The sequence below is a fragment of the Paraburkholderia sp. 22099 genome (genome assembly GCF_052045835.1).
GTDB classification, from domain to species: domain Bacteria; phylum Pseudomonadota; class Gammaproteobacteria; order Burkholderiales; family Burkholderiaceae; genus Paraburkholderia; species Paraburkholderia terricola.
Genome location: NZ_JBQEPU010000042.1, coordinates 1 through 25,864, shown reverse-complemented (window position 1 = coordinate 25,864; position 25,864 = coordinate 1). Strand labels below are relative to the sequence as shown.

At 63.5% G+C, this 25,864-nt stretch carries 20 protein-coding genes; 10 read left to right on the top strand and 10 right to left on the bottom strand.

Annotated elements, in window-relative coordinates:
• Positions 1-22: 22 nt before the first annotated feature.
• Both ACTJLC_RS28520 and purU read left to right on the top strand, forming a co-directional pair.
• Positions 23-871 (top strand): NUDIX hydrolase, encoded by an 849-nt coding sequence (locus tag ACTJLC_RS28520; RefSeq protein WP_440845933.1) that lies wholly within the window; start codon positions 23-25, stop codon positions 869-871.
• Positions 872-985: 114 nt separating this feature from the next.
• Positions 986-1,855 carry a formyltetrahydrofolate deformylase gene (gene purU, locus ACTJLC_RS28515; protein ID WP_310313455.1) on the top strand — a complete coding sequence of 290 codons (870 nt, stop codon included), beginning with the start codon at positions 986-988 and terminating at the stop codon, positions 1,853-1,855.
• 87 nt (positions 1,856-1,942) lie between these two features.
• Here purU and ACTJLC_RS28510 read toward each other — a convergent pair whose 3' ends face one another.
• Positions 1,943-3,163 (bottom strand): PepSY-associated TM helix domain-containing protein, encoded by a 1,221-nt coding sequence (locus tag ACTJLC_RS28510; protein ID WP_440845931.1) that lies wholly within the window; start codon positions 3,161-3,163, stop codon positions 1,943-1,945.
• Between the two features lie 387 nt (positions 3,164-3,550).
• Between ACTJLC_RS28510 and ACTJLC_RS28505 the strand changes: the two genes are divergently transcribed.
• Positions 3,551-5,671 (top strand): TonB-dependent siderophore receptor, encoded by a 2,121-nt coding sequence (locus ACTJLC_RS28505; RefSeq protein WP_440845929.1) that lies wholly within the window; start codon positions 3,551-3,553, stop codon positions 5,669-5,671.
• A 76-nt stretch (positions 5,672-5,747) separates the two neighbouring features.
• Here the strand turns inward: ACTJLC_RS28505 and ACTJLC_RS28500 are convergent, their stop codons facing one another.
• On the bottom strand, positions 5,748-6,833 hold the full coding sequence (locus tag ACTJLC_RS28500) for an AI-2E family transporter (RefSeq protein WP_073429430.1): 1,086 nt from the start codon (positions 6,831-6,833) through the stop codon (positions 5,748-5,750).
• Between the two features lie 32 nt (positions 6,834-6,865).
• Positions 6,866-9,739: an excinuclease ABC subunit UvrA gene (gene uvrA, locus ACTJLC_RS28495; protein ID WP_073429431.1), complete on the bottom strand. Its 2,874-nt coding sequence runs from the start codon at positions 9,737-9,739 to the stop codon at positions 6,866-6,868.
• A 355-nt stretch (positions 9,740-10,094) separates the two neighbouring features.
• Here uvrA and ACTJLC_RS28490 point away from each other — a divergent pair, with 355 nt between their 5' ends.
• Both ACTJLC_RS28490 and ACTJLC_RS28485 read left to right on the top strand, forming a co-directional pair.
• Positions 10,095-11,282, top strand: coding sequence for an MFS transporter (locus ACTJLC_RS28490; protein ID WP_114161842.1), 1,188 nt, complete (start codon positions 10,095-10,097; stop codon positions 11,280-11,282).
• Between the two features lie 174 nt (positions 11,283-11,456).
• Complete coding sequence (locus ACTJLC_RS28485) at positions 11,457-12,008, top strand: single-stranded DNA-binding protein (protein ID WP_073429433.1); 552 nt, start codon at positions 11,457-11,459, stop codon at positions 12,006-12,008.
• Between the two features lie 141 nt (positions 12,009-12,149).
• Here ACTJLC_RS28485 and ACTJLC_RS28480 read toward each other — a convergent pair whose 3' ends face one another.
• From ACTJLC_RS28480 to ACTJLC_RS28455, 6 genes are all read right to left on the bottom strand, one after another.
• Positions 12,150-12,977 carry an ABC transporter permease gene (locus ACTJLC_RS28480; RefSeq protein ID WP_440845926.1) on the bottom strand — a complete coding sequence of 276 codons (828 nt, stop codon included), beginning with the start codon at positions 12,975-12,977 and terminating at the stop codon, positions 12,150-12,152.
• Positions 12,978-13,014: 37 nt separating this feature from the next.
• On the bottom strand, positions 13,015-14,268 hold the full coding sequence (locus ACTJLC_RS28475; RefSeq protein WP_440845953.1) for an ABC transporter permease: 1,254 nt from the start codon (positions 14,266-14,268) through the stop codon (positions 13,015-13,017).
• A gap of 37 nt (positions 14,269-14,305) precedes the next feature.
• Positions 14,306-15,352, bottom strand: coding sequence for an ABC transporter substrate-binding protein (locus tag ACTJLC_RS28470; RefSeq protein WP_073429436.1), 1,047 nt, complete (start codon positions 15,350-15,352; stop codon positions 14,306-14,308).
• A gap of 1 nt (position 15,353) precedes the next feature.
• Positions 15,354-16,547: an ABC transporter ATP-binding protein gene (locus ACTJLC_RS28465; protein ID WP_440845923.1), complete on the bottom strand. Its 1,194-nt coding sequence runs from the start codon at positions 16,545-16,547 to the stop codon at positions 15,354-15,356.
• Positions 16,548-16,579: 32 nt separating this feature from the next.
• Entirely contained in the window at positions 16,580-17,743 is a 1,164-nt protein-coding gene (locus ACTJLC_RS28460; RefSeq protein WP_083084683.1) for an SRPBCC family protein, read from the bottom strand.
• Positions 17,744-17,925: 182 nt separating this feature from the next.
• A complete protein-coding gene (locus ACTJLC_RS28455; RefSeq protein ID WP_440845920.1) occupies positions 17,926-18,852 on the bottom strand; it encodes a LysR substrate-binding domain-containing protein in 927 nt (308 codons plus the stop codon).
• Positions 18,853-19,050: 198 nt separating this feature from the next.
• Between ACTJLC_RS28455 and ACTJLC_RS28450 the strand changes: the two genes are divergently transcribed.
• The 4 genes from ACTJLC_RS28450 to argE are packed head-to-tail and all read left to right on the top strand — an operon-like array spanning position 19,051 to position 22,745.
• The gene (locus tag ACTJLC_RS28450; protein ID WP_440845918.1) at positions 19,051-20,409 is read left to right on the top strand and encodes a flavin-containing monooxygenase; all 1,359 of its coding nucleotides are present in this window, start codon (positions 19,051-19,053) and stop codon (positions 20,407-20,409) included.
• 54 nt (positions 20,410-20,463) lie between these two features.
• Complete coding sequence (locus tag ACTJLC_RS28445; RefSeq protein ID WP_440845916.1) at positions 20,464-20,901, top strand: RidA family protein; 438 nt, start codon at positions 20,464-20,466, stop codon at positions 20,899-20,901.
• Positions 20,902-20,911: 10 nt separating this feature from the next.
• Positions 20,912-21,589, top strand: a complete 678-nt coding sequence (locus ACTJLC_RS28440; protein ID WP_310312955.1) for a DUF1028 domain-containing protein — start codon at positions 20,912-20,914, stop codon at positions 21,587-21,589.
• Entirely contained in the window at positions 21,582-22,745 is a 1,164-nt protein-coding gene (gene argE, locus ACTJLC_RS28435; protein ID WP_440845914.1) for an acetylornithine deacetylase, read from the top strand. Before ACTJLC_RS28440 ends, argE begins: the two co-directional genes overlap by 8 nt.
• Before the next feature lie 55 nt (positions 22,746-22,800).
• Here the strand turns inward: argE and ACTJLC_RS28430 are convergent, their stop codons facing one another.
• Positions 22,801-23,628 (bottom strand): DUF4239 domain-containing protein, encoded by an 828-nt coding sequence (locus ACTJLC_RS28430; RefSeq protein ID WP_083084676.1) that lies wholly within the window; start codon positions 23,626-23,628, stop codon positions 22,801-22,803.
• 308 nt (positions 23,629-23,936) lie between these two features.
• Between ACTJLC_RS28430 and ACTJLC_RS28425 the strand changes: the two genes are divergently transcribed.
• The gene (locus ACTJLC_RS28425) at positions 23,937-25,583 is read left to right on the top strand and encodes a methyl-accepting chemotaxis protein (protein WP_310119193.1); all 1,647 of its coding nucleotides are present in this window, start codon (positions 23,937-23,939) and stop codon (positions 25,581-25,583) included.
• The last annotated feature ends 281 nt before the right edge of the window (positions 25,584-25,864 follow it).

Here is a 25,864-nt window from a genome sequence, read left to right as displayed (position 1 = left end):
CTGAAAACAGTTGGAGCTTCACATGACCTTGCCTTGCATCACCGCCGCGCGCCGCTTCGACGCTCACGCGCATCTGCCGTTCTGGATCGACGCGGAGCAGGTCGGCTGGATTCGCTCGACCGATGTGCCGCTGCTCGCGCGCTGGCCCGATGTGTTCGACATCGATAGCGCCCGCGTGACCCTGACGCCAGCCTTCAACACGATCGATCTGCGCAGTGCGGCGCTCGGCTCCGTGATCGGCGCACTCGCCGCCGAAGGCCGCATTCCTGGCTGGCGCAACGAGACTTACGCGATCCGCAATGGGTTCGATGCGAAGCCGCTCGCGTATATCGAGCGCGCCGCGTCGCGCTTCTTCGGCACGATGACGTACGCGGTTCATCTGAACGGCGTCGTAGAATACGCGGATGGCGCGCCGCAACTGTGGATCGCGCGCCGCAGCGACACCAAGGCGACCGATCCGGGCATGCTCGACAATGTGGTGGCCGGCGGGATCGGCTGGGGCTTCGGCATCGAGGCGACGATCGTCAAGGAATGCTGGGAAGAAGCCGGCATTCCGGAAGAGATCGCCGTGCGCGCCGTGGCGGGCCGCACGGCTCATGTACTGCAATCGTTGCCGGAAGGCACGCAGGCCGAACAGATCTTTATCTACGACCTCGCGCTGCCGGCCGATTTCGCACCGCGCAACCAGGACGGCGAAGTGGGCGAACACCGGCTCGCGCGCATCGACGAAGTGGCGCGCTGGATCGAGGAAGGCGCAATGACGGTGGACGCGAGTCTCGCCACGCTGGATTGTCTGCTGCGCCGCCGTTGGATCGATGAAGACGCGTGTCCGGGCATCGGCACGTTGTTCGCACCGCCGACGTTCGCCTAAGCGCCCGCGCGAGCGACCCGCGCTGAACTACTACTGCACCGTTGGATCTGAATCGCGCTATCGGGCAGCACACACCGAACGAACCACGCATTGAAGAAGGGAGTCACCCAGGTCATGTCGACCGATCACAGCTTTATCCTCAAACTGTCGTGCGCCGACCGGCCCGGCATCGTCCACGCGGTTTCCGGCTTTCTGTTCGAGCGTGGCAGCAATATTCTCGACTCGGCGCAATTCGGCGACAGCCGCACCGGCGAATTCTTCATGCGCGTGCATTTTCAGCAGGTGGGCGGCGATCCGGGGCTGGAGGCGCTGCGCAAGTCGTTCGCCGCGCTCGCTGAACAGTTCGGCATGCGCTGGGAGTTGCACGATGCGTCGGTGAAGCCGCGTGTGGTGATCATGGTGTCGAAAATCGGCCATTGCCTGAACGACTTGCTGTTCCGCTATCGCACCGGTCAACTCGGCATCGAGATTCCAGCGATCATCTCGAATCACAAAGAGTTCTATCAACTCGCCGCCAGCTACGACATTCCGTTCCATCACTTCCCGCTGCTGGGCGGCACGCCCGAGGCGAAGGTCGCGCAGGAAGCGCGCGTGCTCGAAGTGATCGACGAGCACCAAGCCGATCTGGTCGTGCTCGCGCGCTATATGCAGATTCTGTCGCCGAAACTGTGCGAAGCGCTCGCGGGCCGCGCGATCAACATTCACCATTCGTTCCTGCCGAGCTTCAAGGGCGCGAAGCCGTATTACCAGGCATTCGACCGCGGCGTGAAGCTGATCGGCGCAACGGCCCACTACGTGACGACGGATCTCGACGAAGGTCCGATCATCGAGCAGGAAGTGGAGCGGGTCGATCACAGCATGACGCCGGAGCAACTGACGGCGATCGGCCGCGACGTCGAATGCGTGACGCTCGCACGTGCGGTGAAGTGGCACGTCGAGCATCGCGTCGTATTGAACGGCAGCAAGACGGTGGTGTTCCGCTAAAAGCAGCCGACGCGCTTGCAGTGGCGGGGGCCCGACTTTCCGCCAATGCTGCAAGCATGTGCGCCGGAAGCGACCTTTCCCCGAGAACTACGCTACGGACCTGCCGCCGTCCCGCATGCGGCTTGCGTTTTGCGCCGAACGGCGGCGCGCGTTCAGCTTCTTCAGCCAGATCAGCAGTCCCGTCGCGCTCAGCACGGCGACCGCGATGCCGACCGCGCTAATCAGAATCCGCCCGCCGATTCCCAGAATGCGCCCCGAATGCAGCGGGTACTGCACCTGCATGAAGATGTCGCCGGCCGTGCCCTTGCCGGGTATCTGCGCGCCGAGCGGCTTGCCGGTGGCGGCGTCCCAATACATCCAGGGATTACCCAGGCCGATATCGCCGTGATCGTTGCCGGTCGCGTAGAAGCCTACGCCGTAGGCGTGGAGGAATTCCGCGTAGTAGAGGCCGCCCGGCGGTGCGTTGAGATCACGTGCCTTGCCGGCTGCCTCGGCCAGTTGCACGATGCGCTCGCGGCTCAGCACCTGGTCGCCCGGTTGCGGGGCGCGCAGGATTTCCGGATTGTTGATCGGGTCCGGCGTCAGCGTCGAGAACAGCGACACGATTGGCCGCACGACAGGCGCCGCGAGATTCATCGACACCGACGTCAGCGCGACGATCACCAGCAAGCCCCAGATCCAGACGCCGCCGGAGCGGTGCAAATCGAAGGTGAGCGCATAGCCGCCGCGTCCGAAGCGAAACGCGAACGACTTGCGCCATGCGTTCAGGCTAGGGAACGACAGCCATAGCGCGATCACGCTATCGAACAGCCACACGATCCCGACAATGCCCATCAGCCAGACGCCGATATCGACGCCGCCGGTAAACGGCAAGTGCAGCGTGTAATGCAGTTTGTAGATGAAGGGAATCAGATTGAGCCGCGCGAGCGATACCGCACCCCATTCGCGACGTCCCTGAATCTCGCCGGTGGCGGGATCGACCGCGATCTGGTTGAAGTCGAGTGTGTAAGGCTGTTTGGTCGCGGGATTGGTGCGCGGCAGCGCCATCATCTGCAACGTGCGGCCGGGTTCGGCGGCAAGCGGCAGATACGTCACCTGGAGACGCGGATCGGCGGCTTCCACGCGACGTGCCAGTTCAAGTCCGGAGAGCGCCGGGCCAGCGGTACGGGCCTTGAAGAACGATGGGTTCAGCGCCGCATCGAGTTCATGATCCCACGCGATGATCGCGCCGGTCAGGCCCGCGACGAACAGAAACAGCGCCGTGGCGACACCGAACCAGCGGTGCAGTCGGATGAGTTGCTGCCTCATACGCGAGCTGGAGGGGTAAAGCGGAAGTTCGGATGAGCTGTCACGGCACCGGTTCTGCGTAAATGGGAATTGTTCTCATCTTAGGGAATCGTGCCATCGGCTGCAAGTTTTCCGTAAGCGCAACACGGTTAAGCCGACGGAGTGACGCTCGATCATTGGGCGACGCCCCATCTGGCATGGCCTCCAGCTCGCATCGGTTATGCGCATGCGGCAAAATGCCGCATCTCGAAGCTTACAATTCGCATAGCTTTTTCGGCATCATCGCGGCCTGTACGAATTGGGAATGATTCTCATTTGTTCGGGGTATTCAGAAAAACAGGGTCAGCGATGAGCGTAAGAGACGGGGTAAGAAACGGAATAGAACCGCTGCCGCAGAAACGGCTAACGATGCGGCCGCTGCATTGGGCCACCTGCCTAGCGTTTGCGGCGAGCCACGCTGCCTTCGCGCAGCAGGCGCCGGCATCGGAGACGCCTGAAGCGGGCGAAAAAGCGTTGCCAGCAGTCAAGATCACAGCGGCGCAAGACACCGAGCAGCATCTGAAGGAAGAACTCAGCAGTGGCGCGCTCGGCACGCGTTCACAACTCGACACGCCGTTCTCGACCACCGTCGTCACGAGCGAACAATTGCAGGACCGCCAGCCGTCCAAACTCGGCGACGTGTTCGCCACCGACGCCTCCGTCTCCGACAACGGCAACGCCTACAACGCATGGGCCACGTATCTGACGGTGCGCGGCATGCAACTGGACTGGCAGAGCGGCTTCAAGATCGACGGCATGCCGTTCAACAGCTACGGCATCACGATGCCGTACGAGCAGCTCGAAAAAGTGGAACTGCTCAAGGGGCTGACCGGTTTCATGTACGGCTTCGGCGCGCCGGGCGGCGTCGTGAACTACGTGACGAAGAAGCCGCCGCTGTCCGGCACGCCGGTGCGCAGCATCGACATCGGCTATTACACCGACGGCGTGTGGACCGAGCACGCCGATCTCGGCGGCCGCGTCGGCCCTGACGGCATGTTCGGCTATCGCCTGAACGCGACGCATGAGGAAGGCAAGACCTACAACAACGGCAACGTGCGGCGCGATTCAGTTTCCGTCGCGCTCGACGCGCGCATTACCCGCGACCTGAAGGCGACCTTCGGCGCGCTCTACCAGGAGCGTCATTCGACCGGCATCACGGGCGCGATTTCGACGGCGCTGTATTCCGGCACGGGCCTGCCGCACACGATGAGCGGCGGCACGGGCGACCTCTCTGGTCCCGATCAGCACCTGAACACGAACCTGCAGCTTTACACCGCGGGCGTTCAATACAACCTGAGCCCGGACTGGACGCTCAATGCGAGCTACAGCTACAGCAAAAGCTCGCGCGACCGCAACGAGAGCACGTACTACCTGCTCAATGGCGCGGGCGATTACACGGACAGCCGTTTCGCCGGCAAGGAAGGGCATCGGCTGAGCTTGTGGCAGGTGTCGGCGGAAGGCAGCGTGAAGACCGGACCGTTGCAGCACCAGCTCGTGATCGGCGCGGCGTATCAGCGTCAAACGAACGATTACGGCGCGAACAGTTTCTTCGGCCAGATCGGCACCGGCAACCTCTACCAGCCGAACACCAACACCTTCGGCGGCGCGTCGAACTACTACACCTATCGCGACAGCGACATCACGCAAAAAGCGCTGTTCGCGAGCGATACGATCCAGTTGACCCAGCGCTGGTCGGTGCTCGGCGGCGTGCGTTACACCAACTACGAGCAGCACGGCTACTCGACCACCGGCGCGACCACGTCGACCTACAGCCAGAACGGCGTCGTCACGCCGACCGTCGCGCTGATGTTCAAGCTGGCGCCGACCACGACGCTTTACACAAGCTACGTCGAGTCGCTGGAAGCGGGCACCGTGGTGGGCGACACCTACGCGAACCGGGGCGAATTGCTCAAGCCGTTGCGCAGCAAGCAGTATGAAGTCGGCATCAAGACCGAGCATCCGCGCTGGAGCGCGACTGCCGCGCTGTTCCGCATCGAGCGCGGCGCGGCTTACGCGAACAGCGCGAACGTCTATGCGCAGGACGGCGAGTCGATCTTCCAGGGCGTGGAGTTTGGCGGCGACGTGCGTCTGGGGTCGAGCTGGAATGTCGGCGGCGATCTCATGTGGATCAACACGAAGTACGAAAAGGGCGCGGCGAACAACGGCAACCGCGTGGCCGGCGCGCCTCAGTTCGTGGTGGCGGGTCATGCGACGTACTCGGTGCCCTACGTGCCGGGTCTGCGCATCGGCGCCGACGCCAAGTTCACGGGCAATACGAACGTGCGGCCGGCCGGCAATCTGAACGCGCCGGGCTATATGCTGGTCAATCTGGGCGCGAGCTATGCCACGCGCATCGGCGGCTATGACGTGACGTTCCGCGCGGCCATCGACAACCTGCTCAATCGCCGCTACTGGGAGTATCAGTACGCGGATTACGTGACGCCGGGCGATCCGCGCACCTTGTCGCTGAATGCGCGCATCGACTTCTGATGCATGCATAAAAAAACGGCACCGCGGTGCCGTTTTTTTTCGCCTTGCCGTTGTGCGCGCCGCCGCGCGCGGCAGTTCAAACCAGCCGCAGATAAATCAGTTCGCGCTTGATATACGCATAGAAGATCGGCGCCGCGACCACGCCCGGCAGGCCGAACGCGGCTTCCATCACGAGCATCGCGACCAGCAGTTCCCAGGCGCGCGCCTCGATCTGCCCGCCGACGATGCGCGCGTTCAGGAAGTATTCGAGCTTGTGAATCAGGATCAAAAACGCGAGCGACATGACCGCAGCCGGGAAGCTCACCGAGAGCGCCACTGCGACGATGATCGTGTTCGAGATCAGATTGCCGATCACCGGCAGCAAGCCGACGATGAACGTCACCATGACCAGCGTCTTGGAGAGCGGCAACTGATCGTGGAACATCGGCAGTACGACCAGCAGGAAGATGCCGGTGAACACCGCATTGATCGCGGAAATCTTCACTTGCGCGAACACGATGCGGCGGAACGCTTCGGAGAAACGTGTCACGCGCGTGACGAAGGCCGTGGAAAGCGGCAGCCGATGCATATGCTTCTGCGCGCCCACCGCGATGATCGCGCCGATGATCATGCCGATCAGAATGTGAGTGAAAGCGCGCGCCGCCGTCTTGCCGCTTTGCTGCAGCATGTTGGCGTGCGTCTGCATCAGTTCGGCGGCCTTGGCTTTCATCTGCTCGGTGTCGACCGGCAAGTAACTGGCAATGAATTGCGGAATCCGCCCCCGCGCCTGATCGATCAACTGCATGGCCTGATCGAGCAGCTTCTGCACGCTCGGCACGTCGTTCTCGAAATGCTCGATGAGGCCGAGCGTGATGCCGGTGAGCGAACCCACGATCACCACCGAGAGCAGTACCACCGCGAGCCAGCGCGCGCGCTGGCTCGACATATGACGCTCGATGCGCGGCGCGATGGTGTGAACCAGTTGGAACACGAGCATCCCGGCCAGCAGCGCGCCGAGCAGCCTGAGTTGAATGACCGCCCACATGCCGATCAACATCACCACGTAACTGCCGATTTCGACCGCCGACAGCTTCGGCAGGCTCATGTCGCTAGTCAGCCTGACCGGGCGTGGGCGTAGGTCCTGCACTTGCCCGTCGTCGCGCGCCTGATTCCGCTTGGCCATGGCTTTTCCCGTTCCACCCGTGTTGTGCACCGTTACTTTCTGCTGGCGGCGCGTTTCAGCAACGGCGCCAGATACCTGCCGGTAAAACTTGCCTTCGACTTCGCAACCTGCTCCGGCGTGCCCTGGGCGATGATCTGCCCGCCGCCCGCACCGCCTTCCGGACCGAGATCGATCACCCAGTCGGCAGTTTTTATCACATCGAGATTATGCTCGATGATAACGACGGTATTACCCTGATCTCGCAATCGATGGATAACTTCCAGCAGAAGGGCAATGTCGTGGAAGTGCAAACCGGTGGTCGGCTCGTCGAGAATGTATAGCGTGCGACCCGTGTCGCGCTTGCTCAGTTCCAACGATAGCTTGACGCGCTGCGCCTCGCCGCCCGACAAGGTAGTGGCCGACTGACCCAGCCGGATATAGCCCAGGCCGACGTCCAGCAAGGTCTTTAGCTTACGCGCGACGACCGGCACCGGCTTGAAGAACTCGTAGGCGTTTTCCACCGTCATGTCGAGCACTTCGCTGATGTTCTTGCCTTTGTACTGCACGTCGAGCGTTTCGCGGTTGTAGCGCTTGCCGTGGCAGACATCGCAAGGCACATAGACGTCGGGCAGAAAGTGCATTTCCACCTTCAGCACGCCGTCGCCCTGGCAGGATTCGCAGCGGCCGCCCTTCACGTTGAACGAGAAACGGCCCGGATCGTAGCCGCGTTCCTTGGCCGCCGGCACGCCCGCGAACAGTTCGCGGATCGGCGTGAAGAGGCCCGTGTAGGTGGCCGGATTCGAGCGCGGCGTGCGGCCGATCGGCGACTGGTCGACGTTGATGACCTTGTCGAAGTGCTCGAGACCCTCGATCGATTCGTACGGCGCGGGCTCCGTGGCCGAGCCGTACAGGTGATGCGCCACCGCGTGATACAGCGTGTCGTTGATCAGCGTCGACTTGCCTGAACCCGATACGCCGGTCACGCAGGTCAGCAGGCCCACCGGCAGATCGAGCGTGACGTGTTTCAGATTGTTGCCGTGCGCCTCCACGATGCGCAGGCGGCGCTCGTCCGGGTCTTTTCGCTCGTCGGGAAATTCGATGTTGCGCGCGCCGGACATGTACTGACCGGTCATCGAAGCCGCGTTGGCCTGCACTTGCCTGGGCGTGCCTTCGGCGATCACCATGCCGCCGTGCTCGCCCGCGCCGGGGCCCATGTCGACCACGTAGTCGGCCATGCGGATCATGTCCTCGTCGTGCTCCACGACGATCACCGAATTGCCGAGATCGCGCAGATGCTTGAGCGTGGCGATCAACCGGTCGTTGTCGCGCTGATGCAGGCCGATCGACGGCTCGTCCAGCACATACATCACGCCGGTCAGACCTGAGCCGATTTGCGAGGCGAGACGAATGCGCTGCGCCTCGCCGCCCGAGAGCGTTTCCGCGCTGCGTTCGAGCGACAGATAGTCGAGCCCGACGTTATTCAAAAACATGAGCCGCGCGACGATTTCCTTGACGACCTTGTCGGCGATCTCGCGTTTCGAGCCTTCCAGCCGCAGCGTCTGGAAATAGCCGAGCGCATCGCGCAACGGCCAGCCGCTGATTTCGAAGATGCCGCGGGCGTCGCCGTCCGCGCCGATCCGCACGAAGCGCGCTTCGCGGCGCAGCCGCGTGCCGGCGCAAGCGGGGCACGGCTGATTGTTCTGGTACTTGGCGAGTTCCTCGCGCACGGCGGCCGAGTCGGTCTCGCGATAACGCCGCTCCAGGTTCGGGATGATTCCTTCGAACACATGCTCGCGAACCGACGTGCGGCCCCGCTCGTTGATGTATGAGAACGGAATCTCCTGCTTGCCCGAACCGTACAGCAGAATCTTGCGAACTTTTTCCGGCAGATCCTCGACGGCGGTGTCGATGTCGAACTCGTAGAACGCCGCGAGGCTTTGCAGCATCTGGAAGTAAAACTGGTTGCGCCGGTCCCAGCCCTTCACCGCGCCCGCCGCGAGCGAGAGCGACGGATGCGCGACCACCCGCTTCGGATCGAAGAAGGTGATCTGGCCGAGGCCGTCGCATTCCGGGCACGCGCCCATCGGATTGTTGAACGAGAAGAGGCGCGGCTCCAGTTCCTGCAGCGAATACGAACAGATCGGGCAGGCGAACTTGGAGCTGAACAGATGTTCCTTGTCCGTATCCATTTCGAGCGCGATCGCGCGGCCGTCGGCAAGACGCAGCGCCGTTTCGAACGATTCGGCGAGGCGCTGCTTCATATCGCCGCGCACTTTCAGACGGTCCACCACCACGTCGATTGTGTGCTTGTCGTTCTTTTTCAGCTTGGGCAGCGAGTCCACCTCATAAATCCTCGCGACGCCTTCATTCGCGGTGCCGCCGCCCGAGCGCACCCGGAAGCGGATAAAGCCCTGCGCCTGCATTTCCTCGAACAGTTCGACGTGCTCGCCTTTGCGGTTCGCCACCACGGGCGCGAGGATCATCAGCTTGGTCTCTTCCGGCAACGCGAGCGCCGCGTCGACCATCTGCGAGACGCTTTGCGCTTGCAGCGGAATCTCGTGGTCCGGGCAGTAAGGCGTGCCGACCCGCGCGAACAGCAGCCGCAAATAGTCGTGAATTTCGGTGACGGTGCCGACCGTGGAGCGCGGATTGTGCGACGTCGCCTTCTGTTCGATCGAGATCGCCGGCGAGAGGCCCTCGATCAGATCGACGTCCGGTTTTTCCATCAATTGCAGGAACTGGCGCGCGTAGGCGGAGAGACTTTCGACGTAGCGCCGCTGTCCTTCCGCATAGAGCGTGTCGAACGCGAGCGACGATTTGCCTGAGCCGGAAAGGCCCGTGATAACGACGAGCTTGTGACGTGGAAGGTCGAGATTGACGTTCTTCAAGTTGTGGGTGCGAGCCCCACGAATACGGATTTGTTCCACGGATTTATTCCATGAACTGCGGAAAGAGGAAGAGGCTAAACCTGCTACTATAACGACTTTTCAAGACCGCCGTTACGGCTTCCTGACCGCCCGAACGGGCGCCAGGGCAAGCTGTAAGGCAGCGGTCCAGCGTCGCGGGAACAGGTTTAACTGGGGCCGTTTTCCGCGAGTACAAGCTAGCCGCGAGGCAACAGCGGGGCGGCGCGAGCGGGGAGTGCGCGAAGCCGCCGGCTCGAATGCCGCGCCGCATACTGTCTGTGTCCCGCAGTCCCGTGGTAAGCCGGCTGGTCGTGGCCGCCCCGTCTGGGCCGGCCGCCCGCGGTGCGCCGCCCAGCTCATTCGAAGAACGCTCCCGATGTCCAATCCGTCCGCCACACCCTCACGCATGAGCGCGCCCGAACTGCGCGCGACCGTGTCGCTCGCCGCCATCTTCGCGCTGCGCATGCTCGGTCTCTTCATGATCATGCCGGTGTTCTCGATCTATGCGAAAACCATCCCCGGCGGCGACAACGTGCTGCTGGTGGGCATCGCGCTCGGCGCATACGGCGTGACGCAGTCGATGCTGTACATCTTCTACGGCTGGGTCTCCGACAAGGTCGGACGCAAGCCCGTGATCGCCACCGGCCTGCTGATTTTCGCGCTCGGCAGCTTCGTCGCGGCGGGCGCGCACGACATGACGTGGATCATCGTCGGCCGGGTGATCCAGGGCATGGGCGCGGTGTCGTCCGCGGTGATCGCGTTTATCGCCGACCTCACCGCCGAGGAGCATCGCACCAAGGCGATGGCGATGGTGGGCGGCAGTATCGGCGTCTCCTTCGCGGTGGCGATCGTCGGCGCGCCGATCGTGTTCCACTGGGTCGGCATGAGCGGATTGTTCACGCTGGTCGGCATTTTCTCGATTCTCGCGGTGGGCGTGGTGCTGTGGGTCGTGCCCGACGCGCCCAAGCCGGTGCACGTGCGCGCGCCGTTCGCCGAAGTGCTGCATAACGTCGAGCTGCTGCGCCTGAATTTCGGCGTGCTCGTGCTGCACGCGACGCAAACCGCGCTGTTCCTCGTCGTGCCGCGCATTCTCGAAGCGGGCGGCTTGCCGGTCGCCTCGCACTGGAAAATTTATTTGCCGGTGATGGGCCTCTCGTTCGTGATGATGGTGCCGGCGATCATCGCCGCTGAAAAACGCGGGCAAATGAAAACCGTGCTGTTGTCGGCGATCGGTCTTATCCTGATCGGACAGTTGTTATTGGGCGTCGCTCCGCATACGATTCTGAGTGTGGCGGCGATCCTTTTTGTGTACTTTCTAGGCTTCAATATTCTGGAGGCCTCGCAGCCGTCGCTGGTGTCGAAACTGGCGCCGGGCACCCGCAAGGGCGCGGCTGCCGGCGTGTACAACACCACGCAGTCGATCGGTCTTGCGTTGGGCGGGATGATCGGCGGCTGGCTGCTGAAGGTGGACGGTCAGAGCGCCGTTTTCTTCGCGTGCTCTGGCCTCGTGTTTTGCTGGCTTATAATCGCCGCAAAGATGAAACAGCCGCCGCGCAAGGCGTAATACGGCGACCCCGAAGGGCGCATCCCGAAGACCGCACTCGGGGATTCGCCCCAAAAACACCAGAACTCACCCGGCGGCGGGATGCGGCGCACTTCCGGTCTCGGGCCCGCCGGCCCATGAGACGCGAACCGTGCACCGCCGCGCCGCCCGAAATGGAATCAACAGGAGAAACTCATGGCATCCGTGAACAAGGTCATTCTCGTCGGCAATCTCGGAGCCGATCCGGAAGTCCGTTATCTTCCGAGCGGCGACGCAGTGGCGAACATCCGCCTTGCAACGACGGATCGGTACAAGGACAAGGCGTCCGGCGAATTCAAGGAAGCCACCGAATGGCACCGTGTGTCGTTCTTCGGCCGGCTCGCTGAAATCGTGTCGGAATATCTGAAGAAAGGCTCGTCGGTGTACCTGGAAGGGCGCATTCGCACCCGTAAATGGCAGGCGCAAGACGGCACCGACCGTTACTCGACCGAAATCGTCGCCGAGCAGATGCAAATGCTGGGCGGCCGCGGCGGCTCGATGGGCGGCGGTGGCGACGAAGGCGGTTATAGCCGCGGTGAGCCGTCGGAGCGCAGCGGCGGTGGCGGTGGTGGCCGTGCGATGTCGGGCGGCGGTTCGCGTGGCGGCAGCGGCGGCGGCGCGGGTGGTGGCGCCAGCGGTGGTTCTAGCCGTCCGAGCGCCCCGGCCGGCGGCGGCTTCGATGAAATGGACGACGACATTCCGTTCTAAACCCGACTAAAACAGTTTTGCAGGTGCGAGCCCGCCCTCCCATGGAGTGCGGGCTTTTTGTTTGCCCGCCTATTCATGGCCCGCTGTTGAGCCGGCGAATCCCTGCTTCAGCGCGACCACGAAGCGACGCGCCCCGGTGCGTCAGATAACAGCGTTGCTGGCCGCAGCCGCCCGTCCGCGCAGCCAGTTGATGCTCGCGAACAGCAGCACCGCAAACACGATCAACATCGTGGCCACGGCGAGGATCGACGGGTCGATCGAATCGCGAATACCGCTCCACATCTGCCGCGGCACGGTGGTTTGATCCGGCCCGCCGATGAACAGAATGACGATCACTTCGTCGAACGAGGTCGCGAAAGCGAACACGCTGCCGGTCGCCACCGCCGGCGTGATGAGCGGCAACGTCACGCGCCTGAATGCGACCCAAGGCGGCGCGCCGAGTCCGGAAGCGGCCCGCAACAGACTGTGATCGAAGGAAAGCAATGACGCCGTCACGGTGATCACGACGAACGGCGTGCCGAGCGCCGCGTGCGCCAGCACGACGCCGGGATACGAGTTCACGAGGCCGAGCGGCGCGAAGATCAGATAGAAGCCCGCGGCAACGACGACGATCGGCACGATCATCGGCGAGATGATGAGCGGCATGATCAGACCGCGCAGCGGAAACTGCGCGCGCGAGAGGCCCAGCGCGGCGAGTGTGCCGAGACAGGTGGCGATCAGCGTCGAAGCCGCGCCGATGCCGACGCTATTCAGCAGCGCGCGTTGCCAGTCCGCGCTCGTGAGCGCCTGCTCGTACCAGCGCAGCGAAAAGCCCTGCATCGGATACGAGAAGTACGAGCCGGCATTGAACGAGAGCGGGATGATCGCGAGAATCGGCGCAATCAGAAAGAACAGCACGAGCGCGCTATGCAGCCGCACCCCGCGGGCGGCGATGCGTTCCGTCAGCACCATGTTGCGTTGATCCTGCATGTCCCGTTCCTTCGTCGTGTGCGTGTTTCGACCCGGTTCAACCGAAACGCAAGCGGTCGATGCCGACAATGCGGTTGAACAGGAAATAAAAGATCGCCGTGAAAATCACGAGATAGGCCGACAGCGCGCCGGCGAGGCCCCAGTTGAGCTGCGTGTTGGTTTGCATCGCGATGAGCTGGCTGATCATCTCGTCGCCGGCGCCGCCGAGCAGCGCAGGCGTGATGTAGTAGCCGAGCGCGAGCACGAATACCAGGAAGCAGCCGGCGCCGACGCCCGGCAGCGTCTGCGGCACGTAGATCCGCACGAACGCGGTGAACGGATGCGCGCCGAGCGATTGCGCGGCCCGCATGTACACCGGCGACACGCTCTTCATCACCGAATAGATCGCGAGAATCATGTAAGGCAGGAGCACGTGCGTCATGCCGATCAGCACGCCCGCGCGGTTGAAGATCAGCGGCAGCGGATGCGTGGCGAGACCGAGACCCATCAGCAGGCTATTGATGACGCCGCCCGGTTGCAGCAGCACGTACCACGCGGTCGTGCGCACGAGCAGCGAGGTCCAGAACGGCACGATCACGAGAAGCATCAGCCGGTTGCTGCTTTTCGCGGGCAAGTTCGCGAGCAGCCAGGCGACGGGATAACCGAGCACGAGGCACAGCAGCGTGACGGCGGCGCTGATCGAGATCGTGCGCGCGAACGCCTGCCGATAGACGGAAGCGTTGTCCGGGACGAACCCGACCGCGCCTTGCGGCGTGACTTGCGCATCGACCGCGGCGAGCAGATAGTCCGGCGTCGGCGACGCGGCGGCGCGCTTCAGCAACCGCCAGGTCTCCGGCGAGTTCCAGCGGTCGTCGAGTCCGACGAGCGTCGTTTTCCACGCGGGCGGCGCATCGGCGGGCAGTTGGCGCGCGGTGCGCATCAACAGGCTGCGAAACTCGGGCTGCGCGAAGTTCAGCCGCCGCGCCACCGTGCCGAGCTGCCCGCTCTGCTGCGCCTCCTTGAGCCCCGCCGCGAGCAGGGCGAACGTGTGTTCGTCCGGCACGCCGCCACCGTCCCACGCATCAAGCGCGCGCGCAAGCGCGGGCATGCTGTCGGGCACTTCGCGGTTCTGCACGCTGCGCGCGAGCAACAGCATGATCGGCGCAATGAAGGTCGACAGCAGAAACACGAGCAACGGCAGCGCGAGCAACAGCGCTTGCATCGATGCGCGGCGGCGCGTCTTTTGAAACGACGCGCGGCCGTCGGCTCTCGTCAGTGAGCCCGGCACCGGGCCTTGGGCGGAAGCGGGCATGCTGGTAGTCAAGTTGGGCTCTCGTCGGACGATGGTGTTACTGCGTCAGCCACACCTGGAACCGCTTGTTGATCTGGTCCGCGTTGTCGGCCCAGAAGTTCGCGTTGATCTGCAGCGCGCGCTTGAAGTTCTCGGGTGCGGTCGGCAGATCGGCGAGGCGCTGCTTGTCGACTAGCGCGATCGCGTCCTTGCGCGGCGGCGCGTAGGCGATGTACTTCGACAATTCCGCATAGGCCTTCGGCTGCGAAGCGGTGACGATGAACTTCGCGGCAGCGTCGGCGTGTTTCGCGCCCGTCGGCACACCCCACCAGTCGAAGTCATAGACTTGCGCGTCCCAGACGGCCTTGAACGGCTTGTTGTCCTTCTTCGCGGCATCGGAAATGCGGCCGTTGTAGGCCTGTGTCATCACGACCGCGCCGTCCGCCAGCAACTGCGGCGCCTGCGCTCCCGACTCCCACCACACGATGCTCTTCTTGATCGTGTCGAGCTTCCTGAACGCGCGATCCACGCCGGCGGGGGTGGCGAGCACCTTGTAGACATCCTTCGGGTCGACGCCGTCCGCAATCAACGCCCATTCCATCGATACCTTCGGCGACTTGCGCAAGCCGCGCTTGCCCGGGAATTTCTGCAGGTCGAAGAAGTCGTTGACGGTGGTCGGGGCGGTCTTGAGTTTGCTCGCGTCGTACGCGTAGACGGTGGACCAGACCATGCTCGCGACCGCGCAATCGCTGATCGAGCCGGGGATGAAGTCGCTCGTCTTGCCGATCGTCTTCCTGTCGAACTTCTGCAGGAGCCCTTCGTCGCAAGCGGTGATCGCATCGTTGGTTTCGAGGTCGATCAGATCCCACGTGGTGTTCTTCGCCTGCTCCATCGCGGAGAGCTTCGCGAGGCCGCCGTCATACGATTCGGTGGAGAAGCCGATTCCCGTGGCTTGCGTGAACGGCTCGAAATACGCTTTCTTGGCCGCCGCTTCGTATGCGCCGCCGAAGGTCACGACGGAGAGGGTCTCCGCCGCCTGGGCGGCCACGGTGGCGAATGCGAGTACGGCGAGTGCGGCGCATTGTGCTTGGATGAGGGTGCGCATGTCAGTTGGCTCCTGCTGGTGCGGTCGTGATGATGGAAGGTGAAGGCGGTGCGGATACGGGCATCGCGGGCGCGCTTCGCGGCGCGGTCATCGCGAGAATCTTGCAGTCGTCGTGGCGCCACGCGATCTCGATCGTGCTGCCGGGCGAAGGCAGCGCGTGGCGCTGCGTATTCGGCACTTTCACGACGATCGAATCGCGCGAGCCGAGCTTCAGGTGCACGCGATGATGATCGCCGCAATACACCCGTTCCTCGACGCGCGCGTGCACCACGTTGTTGTGTTCGTCGGCGCGCGTGCTTGCCTGCGTGCCTTCCGCGCTCGGGATATGCGCGCGTTCGGGGCGCAACGCGAGCATCGCGTCGTCGCCCGCGCGCAGGCCGTGTTCGCAACGGCCGCGAATCACGCTGCCGTCCGAGAGCGCCAGCGTCGCCCAGCCTTCGCCCGCGGTGACGACACGCCCGGTCAACCCGTTGTTCTCGCCGACGAAGTTGGCGACGAACGCGTTCTGCGCGTTTTCGTACAGTTCGCTCGGTGTGGCGGCCTGCTGGATACGGCCGTCGGAGAACACGGCGACGCGGTCCGACATCGTCAGCGCTTCGGCCTGGTCGTGCGTCACATAGACGATCGTGAGCGACAACTCGCGATGCAGGCGCATGATTTCGTATTGCATCGTTTCGCGCAGGCGCTTGTCGAGCGCGCCGAGCGGCTCATCCATCAGCACGACGCTCGGCTCGAACACGAGCGCGCGTGCGAGCGCCACGCGTTGCTGCTGTCCGCCGGATAACTGCGCGGGACGCCGGTTCGCCAGATGCGGCAGCTCGATCATCTCGAGCGCGCGCTTCACACGCGCCTTCTGTTCGGCGCGGCTCACGTGCCGCACGGAGAGCGGAAACGCAACGTTCTCCGCGATCGTCAGATGCGGAAACAGCGCGTAGTTCTGAAACACCATGCCGATGTCGCGTTGATGCGGCGGCTTGTCGTCGAGCCGCCGGCCGTCGAGACGAATCTCGCCGTGAGTGGGCGTTTCGAAACCCGCGAGCATCATCAGCGTGGTCGTCTTGCCCGAGCCCGAGGGGCCGAGCAGCGACAGGAATTCTCCCTTGCTCACGTCGAGATTCAGATCATCGACGACGTACTGGGCGCCGTCATACGATTTGCTCACCCGCGAGAGCGAAATGAAGGCAGGGTTCGACATGTGATCGCGTTCCTCTCGATGGTGCGTCGTAATCAGTGCGTGCCGGGCTTCGTCGCGGCGATCTTGCCGGCGACGTAGCGCGCGAAGTCATGGTTGGGGCGTTCGAGATGGCTCAGATGGCCGGGCTTCGCGAGCGGCGCGTGCACGCCGCGAAACACCGCTTCCACGCCGCGCCGGTCTTCCGCATTCACCTCGTCGAGCAGTTTCTTCAGCGTGGCCATGTGCGCGCCGGCCTCGGGGTCCGCGATGAACTCCGGCGCAAGCCCGCCGCCGAAACGGATATGCACGCGCCCCACGCCTTCAGGTTGCAGCACGAGATACCAGAAGTAGCCCGGCGTGAGCGTGACGAGATGCGTCGGGTAGATGGCGAGCAGCGCGGTAGTCTTGCGCCAGTGTCCCGTGAGACGCGTGTTGTCCGGATGCGCGTTCCCGATGGGCAAGGACGCTTCCTTCGTGATCCAGTGATAGTTGAACGCGGGATAGCCCGGCGGGCATTCCATTTCATCGAGCCGCGAATGCGGTCCTACCGTCGCGCGATGCAGCATCGGCAGGTGATAGCTCTCCATGAAGTTTTCCGCGAGGATCTTCCAGTTCGTGTCCCACACGTGCTCTTCATGGAAGGTCTCGATGTAGTCCGACATGCCGTATGCGCCGATGAGTTCGCTCAAACCGGCAAGCTGCGTATGCACGGGCGGCGCGTTTTCGTCGAGCGTGACGTAGAGCCAGCCTTGCCATTCCTCGCAACGCACGGCGGGCAGCCTGTAGCTTTCCTTGCAGAAGCCCGCTTGCCGATCCATGAGCGGCGCGCCTTGCAGCGCGCCGTCCAACGAATAGTTCCACGCGTGATAGGGGCAGACGATGCGGCGTACATTGCCGCGTCCTTCGAGCAGCACCGACATGCGATGCAGGCACACGTTCGACATCGCCTTGAGCCGCATCTGTTCGTCGCGCAAGACGACGACCGGTTGCGCTCCGATGCGCGCGGTCATGTAATCGCCGGTTTCCTTGAGCGCGCTGGCGCGGCCGACGCATTGCCATTCCCGCTCGAAGATCGCGTGCTCTTCCAGCGAGAGAAATTCGGGCGACGTGTACACGCCGGGCGGCATCGCATGCGCGTCGCTGAAGGGCCGTTCGCAACCCGTGCGCAGGTCGTCGACAAGCGCTTGCACTGCGATCGTCCTTGCCGGGCTGGTCATGATGTCCCCCTCGAGTCGTCACGTTAAGAGCGCGCCGTCGCGAGGCTTTGCGTGGCGGCGCTCAACATGGACATCAATCTATCAAGCCAATTTGCAAGGCAAAATATTGTTTTCAGATACAAAGCAAAGTTTTTGCCTATGCAGCGCGCGAACGCGCGAAGCAGCCGATTGAGCGCTGCGCGTCATGCGTCGATATGCAGTCGCCGAATATAGTGCTCGCAGAACGAAGCGAAGCGCTGCACGACCTGGCGGGGCTTCATCGTGCGTGATTGCGCGATGCCGAGCATCGTTGCGTTGACGTTGTCCTTGAAGCGCTTGATCGCGAACTCTTCGCCGTCCACGGTGCGATTCGACTTGAGCGGAAAATTGAGCAGGCTATAGCCGAGACCGTTGGCCACCATGCCGCGCACCACCTCCGGCTGCGATGAACGGAACGCGGGCACGGGGCGGCTGCCCACCGCGTCGAAGAGCGCCGCGAAATACTCGCGGCTGTGCGGCAGATCGAGCATCACATAGGGCTCGTGCAAGAGGTCCACGAGCGACACCTTGCGCGCGCGTGCGAGGCGATGCGTCTTCGGCAGGATCACGTAAGGCGGCAGCGAGAGCAGCGGCGTGAAGGCGATGTCTTCCGTCAGGTCGAGACTGTAGGTGAGGGCGAGATCGAGCGAGCCGTCGTGCAGGCCTCGCAAGAGACCATCCTGATGCGCCTCGACGGTGCGAAACGAAATGCCCGCGTGCTCGCCCGTGAAACGGCTGATCAGCCCCGGCATGAGCGGCGGCGCGAGCGAGACGAGACAGCCGAGCGCGATGGCGCCCGTCATGCCGCCGTCCATTTCCTTGGCGGTGGTCTGCAACTCCTCCGCGATCTTCAGAAGATTGCGCGCTTGCCCGAGCAGATCGCGTCCCGCTTGCGTGAGCGACAGACCGCTCGCGTGATGCCGTATGAACAGTTGCACGCCGAACGACACTTCCAGATCCGCAAGCGCCGTCGAGATGGACGGTTGCGAGATGTGCAGACGCTTCGCGGCGGCGGTGAACGACAACGCTTCGGCGGTGACCACGAAATAGCGCAACTGGCGCAACGAGTAGCGCAACGGGTGGCTTTCCATCGACGACGCTCCCTCTTCAAGGTCTTCAATGCGCCGCATTGTGAAGCGGTCAAAAAGCGCTGCATAGGTAAACCCAATGCTATGCATTTTTTAAATGTGTTTTTCGGATTCGGAACGGGCGGGTAGATTTTCACGCAGACGAATGGCCCAGGCGGCACACGCCATCGCAAACCACCGCCTCTTCAGAAGGACACAGTCATGACAGTGGAAAGAACGTCAATCGATACGCTGGTGGTCGGCGCCGGTCAGGCCGGCGTCGCCATGAGTGAACATCTGAGCAAGCTCGGCGTGCCGCATCTCGTGCTGGAGCGCGCGCGTATCGCCGAGCGCTGGCGCACGGCACGCTGGGATTCGCTGGTGGCCAACGGTCCCGCGTGGCACGATCGTTTCCCCAATCTCGAGTTCGCGGATGTCGACCCGGACGCCTTCGCTTCAAAAGAGCAGGTGGCGGATTATTTCGTCGCGTATGCAAGGAAGTTCGAGGCGCCGATCCGCACCGGCGTGGAAGTTCGGCAGGTCGTGCGCAATGCCGGGCGGCCGGGCTTCACCATCGAAACGTCGGAGGGCGTGGTGGAGGCCAATCGCGTGGTCGTCGCGACCGGGCCTTTCCAGCGCCCCGTGATTCCGCCGATCGCGCCGCGAGATTCGGCTCTCACGCAAATTCATTCCGCCGACTATCGCAATCCGGGGCAATTGCCCGAAGGGGGCGTGCTCGTGGTCGGCGCGGGATCGTCCGGCGTGCAGATCGCGGACGAGCTGCAACGTGCGGGCAAGCGCGTCTATCTGTCGGTCGGTGCGCACGATCGTCCGCCGCGCGCCTATCGCGGCCGCGATTTCTGCTGGTGGCTGGGCGTGCTCGGCGAATGGGACGCGGAGGTCATGAAGCCCGGCAGGGAGCACGTCACGATTGCCGTGAGCGGCTCGCGCGGCGGTCATACGGTGGACTTCCGGCGTCTCGCGCAGCAGGGCGTGACGCTCGTCGGTCTCACGAAGTCTTTCGATAAGGGCGTGGCGACCTTCGAAGCCGATCTCGCGACGAACCTCGCGCGCGGTGACGAAAACTATCTGTCGCTGCTGGACGCGGCCGACGCGTATGCCGAGCGCAACGGCCTCGATCTTCCGCCAGAGCCCGAAGCGCGCGTCATTCCCGCCGATCCCGAGTGCGTCACGCATCCGTTGCGCGATCTCGATCTGGCGACAGCCGGCGTGACGTCGATTGTCTGGGCGACCGGCTACGCGGTCGATTTCAACTGGCTGAAGGTCGACGCCTTCGATGAAAAGGGTAAGCCGGTGCATCAGCGCGGTGTGTCGAAGGAGCCGGGCATCTATTTTCTCGGCTTGCCGTGGCTGTCGCGTCGCGGTTCGGCATTCATCTGGGGCGTGTGGCACGACGCGAAGCACATCGCCGATCACCTCGTCACGCAGCGCAAATATCTGGCGTATTACGACGAATCGCAGCGCCATGCGCGAGGCCGCAACGAGGAAAGCGCGGAAAGCGCCGAGGGTGCGTCCGCCGGTTCAAGCGTGCATAAAGTCAGCGAAATGGGCGTGAATTGAACGCCACGCCGCTTTGATCCGCGATCTATTTCTTCCCCGCATTGAGGTGCATCGATGAGCCAACCCACGCATACCCATATCCGCATGTTCAACACGAAGGATACGTATCCGAACCAGACGCTCGACAACGATCTTTGTCAGGCCGTGCGCGCCGGCAACACGGTCTATGTACGCGGCCAGGTGGGGACGGATTTCGAAGGCCGTCTGGTCGGCCTCGGTGATCCGCGCGCCCAGGCCGAGCAGGCGATGAAAAATCTCAAGCAGTTGCTGGAGGAGGCCGGCAGCGATTTGTCTCACGTCGTCAAGACGACGACCTACCTCACCGATATCCGTTATCGCGAGCCGGTCTATCAGGAAGTCGGAAAGTGGTTGAAAGGCGTATTTCCGATTTCCACCGGCCTGGTGGTGGTCGCGTTGGGTCAGCCGCAATGGCTGATGGAGATCGACGTCATCGCCGTGATTCCCGATGGCTGGACGCGGCCGACAGCCTGAGGAGCACGACATGACATTCTCTATCGTCGGACGTTGTGCGCGATCGGGGCAACTCGGTATCGCGATCAGTTCTTCCAGCATCGCGGTCGGCGCTCGCTGCCCGTGGGTGCGGACAGGCGTCGGCGCGGTGGCGACCCAGAACGTCACGCTGCCCGCGCTGGGCCCGCGAGTTCTCGACCTTCTGGAGAGCGGGAAAATCGATCCTGCCGCGGCATTGGACCGCGCGCTCGGCGCAAGCGAGTGGAGCGAATATCGGCAGGTGACGGTGGTCGATAGCCTGGGCCGCACGGCGTTCTTCAGCGGCAAGGAAGCGTTGGGCACCTATCACGCCGTCGCCGGCAAGCAATGCGTGGCCGCGGGCAACATGCTCGCGGGCATCGAAGTGATCGAGGCGATGGTTCCGGCGTTCGAGCAGGCATCCGGCGCGCTGGTCGATCGGCTGCTCGCGGCGATGCATGCGGCGATGGCCGCGGGCGGGGAGGCGGGGCCGGTGCATTCGGCGGCGCTCAAGATCGTCGGCGACGTGAGCTGGCCGATGGTCGATTTGCGGGTCGATTGGGCGGACGACGATCCCATCGGTCAACTCGACGGTTTGTGGCACGCGTATCGGCCGCAGATGCAGGACTACCTGACCCGCGCGTTGAATCCGACCGCCGCGCCCAGCTACGGAGTGCCGGGCAATGAATGACAGATCCAGCCGCGCGCTGCTCGAAAGCCTGATCGGCTTTCCGACGGTCAGCCGCGATTCGAATCTGGACATGATCGCGTTCATTCGGCGCTACCTCGACGAACTCGGTGTCGAGAGCGAACTGTTCTACAACGCCGAGCGCACCAAGGCGAATCTGTTTGCGACCATCGGTCCGCGCGAGCGCGGCGGCGTCGTGCTGTCCGGCCATACCGACGTGGTGCCGGTCGAAGGCCAGGCGTGGACCGTCGATGCATTCCGTCTCACGGAACGCGATGGGCGGCTGTATGGCCGCGGCACGGCCGACATGAAGGGTTTCATCGCATCGGTGCTGGCGGCGGTGCCCGGCTTTGTCGAGCGGACGTTGAAGCTGCCGGTGCATCTCGCCTTTTCCTACGACGAGGAAGTCGGCTGCCTCGGCGTGCGGCCGATGCTGGCGGAACTGGAGCGGCGCGCGCATAAGCCGGTTCTGTGTCTGATCGGCGAACCGACTGAACTCAAGCCGGTGCTGGGGCACAAGGGCAAGCTGGCGATGCGCTGTCACGTGAAGGGCGCGCCTTGCCATTCGGCCTATGCGCCGTATGGCGTCAACGCCATTCAGTACGCGGCGCGGATGATCGGCCGTCTGGAACAGATCGGCGAGCAACTGGCCCAGCCGGAACATCACGACGAGCGTTTCGATCCGCCGTTCTCGACCGTGCAGACGGGCGTGATCAAAGGCGGCCGTGCGCTGAACATCGTGCCGGCGGAATGTGAATTCGACTTCGAAGTGCGCGCGCTGCCGGGTTTCGACGCGCATCGTGTAGCCGACGCATTGCAGACCTACGCCGAAGCCGAGTTGCTGCCGAAAATGCGCGCCGTGAAGTCCGAAGCCGACATCCGCTTTCAGTCGCTCTCCGCTTATCCGGCATTGGCGACTTCGCCCGATAGCGAAGCGGCGCGTCTTTTGGCGTTGCTCAGCGGCTCCGAGGAATTCGGCACGGTGGCGTTCGGCACGGAGGGCGGGCTCTTCGAGCAGGCGGGCATTCCCACGGTGGTCTGCGGACCCGGTAGCATGGACCAGGGACACAAGCCCGATGAATTCGTCACCGTCGAGCAATTGCGCGCTTGCGACGCCATGCTGGCTCGCCTGGCGGATTGCCTTTCGGTCGCTCGTTGAGACGGAGGCATTGAGGACGGCGCCGCGCGCCACGTTGTTCAGGCGGTGACGGGTGTCACGCATCGCCTGGTGAGACAGGGGGCGCCGCGAGCAGATGCTCCAACGCATCTCTCATCGGCGAACTGGAAATAACGATCGGCCCTGAAAACGGCGAATCCAGATCCACGATGACATAGATAGCGGAAGCGATCGAAACAGCCCCCAGCGAAATCGTGACGAGCGCCAGCGCGTTGCGAGGCGCGATCAACCCGAAGCTGAGAAAAATCACGCACAACCAGAAAGTCAGCGTCTTGAAGAAAGGCTGCGAGATCGAGCTGTGCGCCTCCTCGATGAGTTTCCACCGCGCATCCACGACGCGCCGGAACTGCGTCAAACCATCATCGAGCGCGCGCTGCTGCAAGGCGTCGCGCGCTTGCAATTGCCGCAGCCGCTGGCCCACCGTGTTCAACAATTCGCCGAGGCGCACGTTTTCCAGCTTCGTCGAGCCGGGTCGCGTGCCGATGTTCTTCGGATAATCACCGGCGGGCGCGGCCTCGCCGGGCCACGTCGACGCAATCGCCGCCGCGGTATAAGCCCGCAACAGGCGGCGCGGCTCGGCGGTTTCGTCGCCGTATTGCCGCAGCGTCGTATCGAATTCGATCAGATCGGCGGCAAAGGTGCGCAAATCATTCGACGCCGTATCGAAGCTGGATTTCGCCGACGCCGTCATCAAGCCCAGCACCAGCGCGGCAAACGTCACCAGCATGCCGATCACCAACTGGACGAGTTGCACCGTTTCGTGCGCCTTGTGCTCCTCGGGCAAAAGCGGGCGCACCCACACGCCGAGTCCGGTTGCGGCGAGCAACAAAACGAAGACCAGCAGAGCCGTGGCTATTTCCGACATAGAAATGCTCCGAAGACGCGTGCCTCGTCACTTTCCATCAACCGCCGCCGACCGGAAACCCGGATAGTCCCGCAAAAGGGTCTCCGGGCAACGGCTTCCCGCTTTCGCTCGTATCTTGATGGATCGCAAGCCCACGCGCTACCAGCCATAAAGTTTTGCGCGATTCAGCCGTAGTCCCTTTATGTGTCGCAGTCGCACGAATTCGAATAAAAAGTTGCGGACCTGGCCGAAGGGGCTTAGGCGCAGCAGGCGTGGCCGAGGCTAATCACTGAACAATTCGGTCAGGCAGCCCCCTTTGGAGAGAGCCAATGCTGAAAAATCTGTCGATTCGCACCTGTCTTACCCTGATGATCGCGTTCTTCGGCGTGGTGCTGCTGCTCGGCGCCGCCGCCGGTCTGCTGTCGCTGCGCGCGAGCAATGCGTCGCTGCAGCAGATGTACACGGTGGATACGCCCGCGGTCGCCGACCTCGAAGGCAGCGCCGGCCAGTTGCTGCGTTTACGCCTGGCGCTCGCGACGTACGCATCGCTCGTCGATCTGAACGATCAGGACGGCGCGGATGCCGTGCTGAAGCGGTTCGATCAATACCAGAAAGTATCCAACGAGCGTCTTGCCCACTATCTGAGCCGCGCGAGCACGGATGCCGACGAACAGCGCCTGATCAAGGAGATGCAGGACAAGCGCGACATTTTCCTGCGCGAGGGCGTCGATCCGTCAATGGCCGCGCTTAAATCGGGCGACAAGACGGCATTCCAGCAATTGCAGGCGCGCAAGCTGCCGTCGCTCTACAGCGCGTACGAAAAGGCGATGCTCGCGCTCGAAAAATTGCAACTCGATCGCGCCGCGCAGCGTTATCAGGATGCGCAGGACCTGTTCTACGCGATCTGCATTGCGGTGGCGATCGGCATGGCGGCGTCGCTGCTGGCGTCGTGGATCGGCCGCGCGGTGCTGGTGCGCGCGATCGTCAGTCCGGTCGATGCCACCATCGCGCAATTCCAGCGCATCGCCGGCGGCGACTTGACCGGCCAGATCGTCGTGAGCAGCGACAACGAAATGGGCCGCCTCGCCGCCGCGTTGCGCAAGATGCAGGACTCGCTGATCGCGACGGTGAACTCGGTACGCCAGGGCACGGAATCGATCGACACCGGCGTGAGCGAGATCGCCGCGGGCAATACCGATCTGTCGCAGCGCACCGAGGAGCAGGCCGCGTCGCTCGAGGAAACGGCGGCGAGCATCGAACAGCTCACCTCGACGGTCAAGCAGACCGCGGACAACGCGAAGCAGGCGAGTTCGCTGGCCCAGGGCGCGTCGACGTTGGCCGCGCAGGGCGGCAACCTCACCGAGCAGGTGGTGGGCACGATGCATGGCATCGTCGACGACTCGCGGCGGATTGCCGACATTGTCGGCGTGATCGAAGGGATTGCTTTTCAGACCAATATCCTCGCGCTGAACGCCGCCGTGGAAGCGGCGCGCGCGGGCGAGCAGGGACGCGGCTTTGCGGTGGTGGCGAGCGAAGTGCGGTCGTTGGCGCAACGAAGCGCGGCGGCGGCGAAGGAGATCAAGGGTTTGATCGACGCGTCCACGGCGCGGGTGGAGGCCGGCTCGGAACTGGTCGAGCGATCGGGCTCGACGATGACGGAGATCGTCAATGCGATTTCGCGCGTCAGTTCGATCATGGGCGAGATCGCGGCGGCCGCGATCGAGCAGAGTACCGGTATCGATCAGGTCAATCTCGCTGTCGCTCAGATGGACGAGGTGACTCAGCAGAATGCCGCGCTGGTCGAGCAGGCTGCGGCGGCGGCCAGTTCGCTGGAAGAGCAGGCGAGGCGGTTGACGGCTGCCGTGGCCGTGTTTCAGACGGGGGGCGGTCGTGGTGCTGGGGGTGGTGCTTCGGCTGCTTTTGCCGGGCGGCAGAGGGCGGTTGAGGAGGCTGTGGGGGAGTTTGTCGCGGGTTAGGTTTTTTTGGGGGTTTTTTTTGCCTGCGGCGGTTTGGGTTGTGGGCCTGGTTTGTTGGCCTTTTCTTGTGGTCTTAGTGGTCTATTAGTGTTGCCCCTGTGCGGGGCGGCACCTACTTTCTTTGCCGCCGCAAAGAAAGTAGGCAAAGAAAGCGGCTCAAACAGAGGTGGCCTCGCTCGTTCGGACAGTTTTCTGAGATTTTTAAGTGGAACGTCCGGGGCGGTCATGCTGCCAATTTGATCGCAGGCAGCGTCGCGAAGTATGCCTCATCCGGCGTGCGG

Excerpts from the sequence above, each read along its gene's own strand:
- ACTJLC_RS28520 (WP_440845933.1), top strand. The coding sequence starts at position 23 with ATGACCTTGCCTTGCATCACCGCCGCGCGCCGCTTCGACGCTCACGCG.
- purU (WP_310313455.1), top strand. The coding sequence starts at position 986 with ATGTCGACCGATCACAGCTTTATCCTCAAACTGTCGTGCGCCGACCGG.
- ACTJLC_RS28510 (WP_440845931.1), bottom strand. The coding sequence starts at position 3,163 with ATGAGGCAGCAACTCATCCGACTGCACCGCTGGTTCGGTGTCGCCACG.
- ACTJLC_RS28505 (WP_440845929.1), top strand. The coding sequence starts at position 3,551 with ATGCGGCCGCTGCATTGGGCCACCTGCCTAGCGTTTGCGGCGAGCCAC.
- ACTJLC_RS28500 (WP_073429430.1), bottom strand. The coding sequence starts at position 6,833 with ATGGCCAAGCGGAATCAGGCGCGCGACGACGGGCAAGTGCAGGACCTA.
- ACTJLC_RS28490 (WP_114161842.1), top strand. The coding sequence starts at position 10,095 with ATGTCCAATCCGTCCGCCACACCCTCACGCATGAGCGCGCCCGAACTG.
- ACTJLC_RS28485 (WP_073429433.1), top strand. The coding sequence starts at position 11,457 with ATGGCATCCGTGAACAAGGTCATTCTCGTCGGCAATCTCGGAGCCGAT.
- ACTJLC_RS28480 (WP_440845926.1), bottom strand. The coding sequence starts at position 12,977 with ATGCAGGATCAACGCAACATGGTGCTGACGGAACGCATCGCCGCCCGC.
- ACTJLC_RS28475 (WP_440845953.1), bottom strand. The coding sequence starts at position 14,268 with ATGCCCGCTTCCGCCCAAGGCCCGGTGCCGGGCTCACTGACGAGAGCC.
- ACTJLC_RS28470 (WP_073429436.1), bottom strand. The coding sequence starts at position 15,352 with ATGCGCACCCTCATCCAAGCACAATGCGCCGCACTCGCCGTACTCGCA.
- ACTJLC_RS28465 (WP_440845923.1), bottom strand. The coding sequence starts at position 16,547 with ATGTCGAACCCTGCCTTCATTTCGCTCTCGCGGGTGAGCAAATCGTAT.
- ACTJLC_RS28460 (WP_083084683.1), bottom strand. The coding sequence starts at position 17,743 with ATGACCAGCCCGGCAAGGACGATCGCAGTGCAAGCGCTTGTCGACGAC.
- ACTJLC_RS28455 (WP_440845920.1), bottom strand. The coding sequence starts at position 18,852 with ATGGAAAGCCACCCGTTGCGCTACTCGTTGCGCCAGTTGCGCTATTTC.
- ACTJLC_RS28450 (WP_440845918.1), top strand. The coding sequence starts at position 19,051 with ATGACAGTGGAAAGAACGTCAATCGATACGCTGGTGGTCGGCGCCGGT.
- ACTJLC_RS28445 (WP_440845916.1), top strand. The coding sequence starts at position 20,464 with ATGAGCCAACCCACGCATACCCATATCCGCATGTTCAACACGAAGGAT.
- ACTJLC_RS28440 (WP_310312955.1), top strand. The coding sequence starts at position 20,912 with ATGACATTCTCTATCGTCGGACGTTGTGCGCGATCGGGGCAACTCGGT.
- argE (WP_440845914.1), top strand. The coding sequence starts at position 21,582 with ATGAATGACAGATCCAGCCGCGCGCTGCTCGAAAGCCTGATCGGCTTT.
- ACTJLC_RS28430 (WP_083084676.1), bottom strand. The coding sequence starts at position 23,628 with ATGTCGGAAATAGCCACGGCTCTGCTGGTCTTCGTTTTGTTGCTCGCC.
- ACTJLC_RS28425 (WP_310119193.1), top strand. The coding sequence starts at position 23,937 with ATGCTGAAAAATCTGTCGATTCGCACCTGTCTTACCCTGATGATCGCG.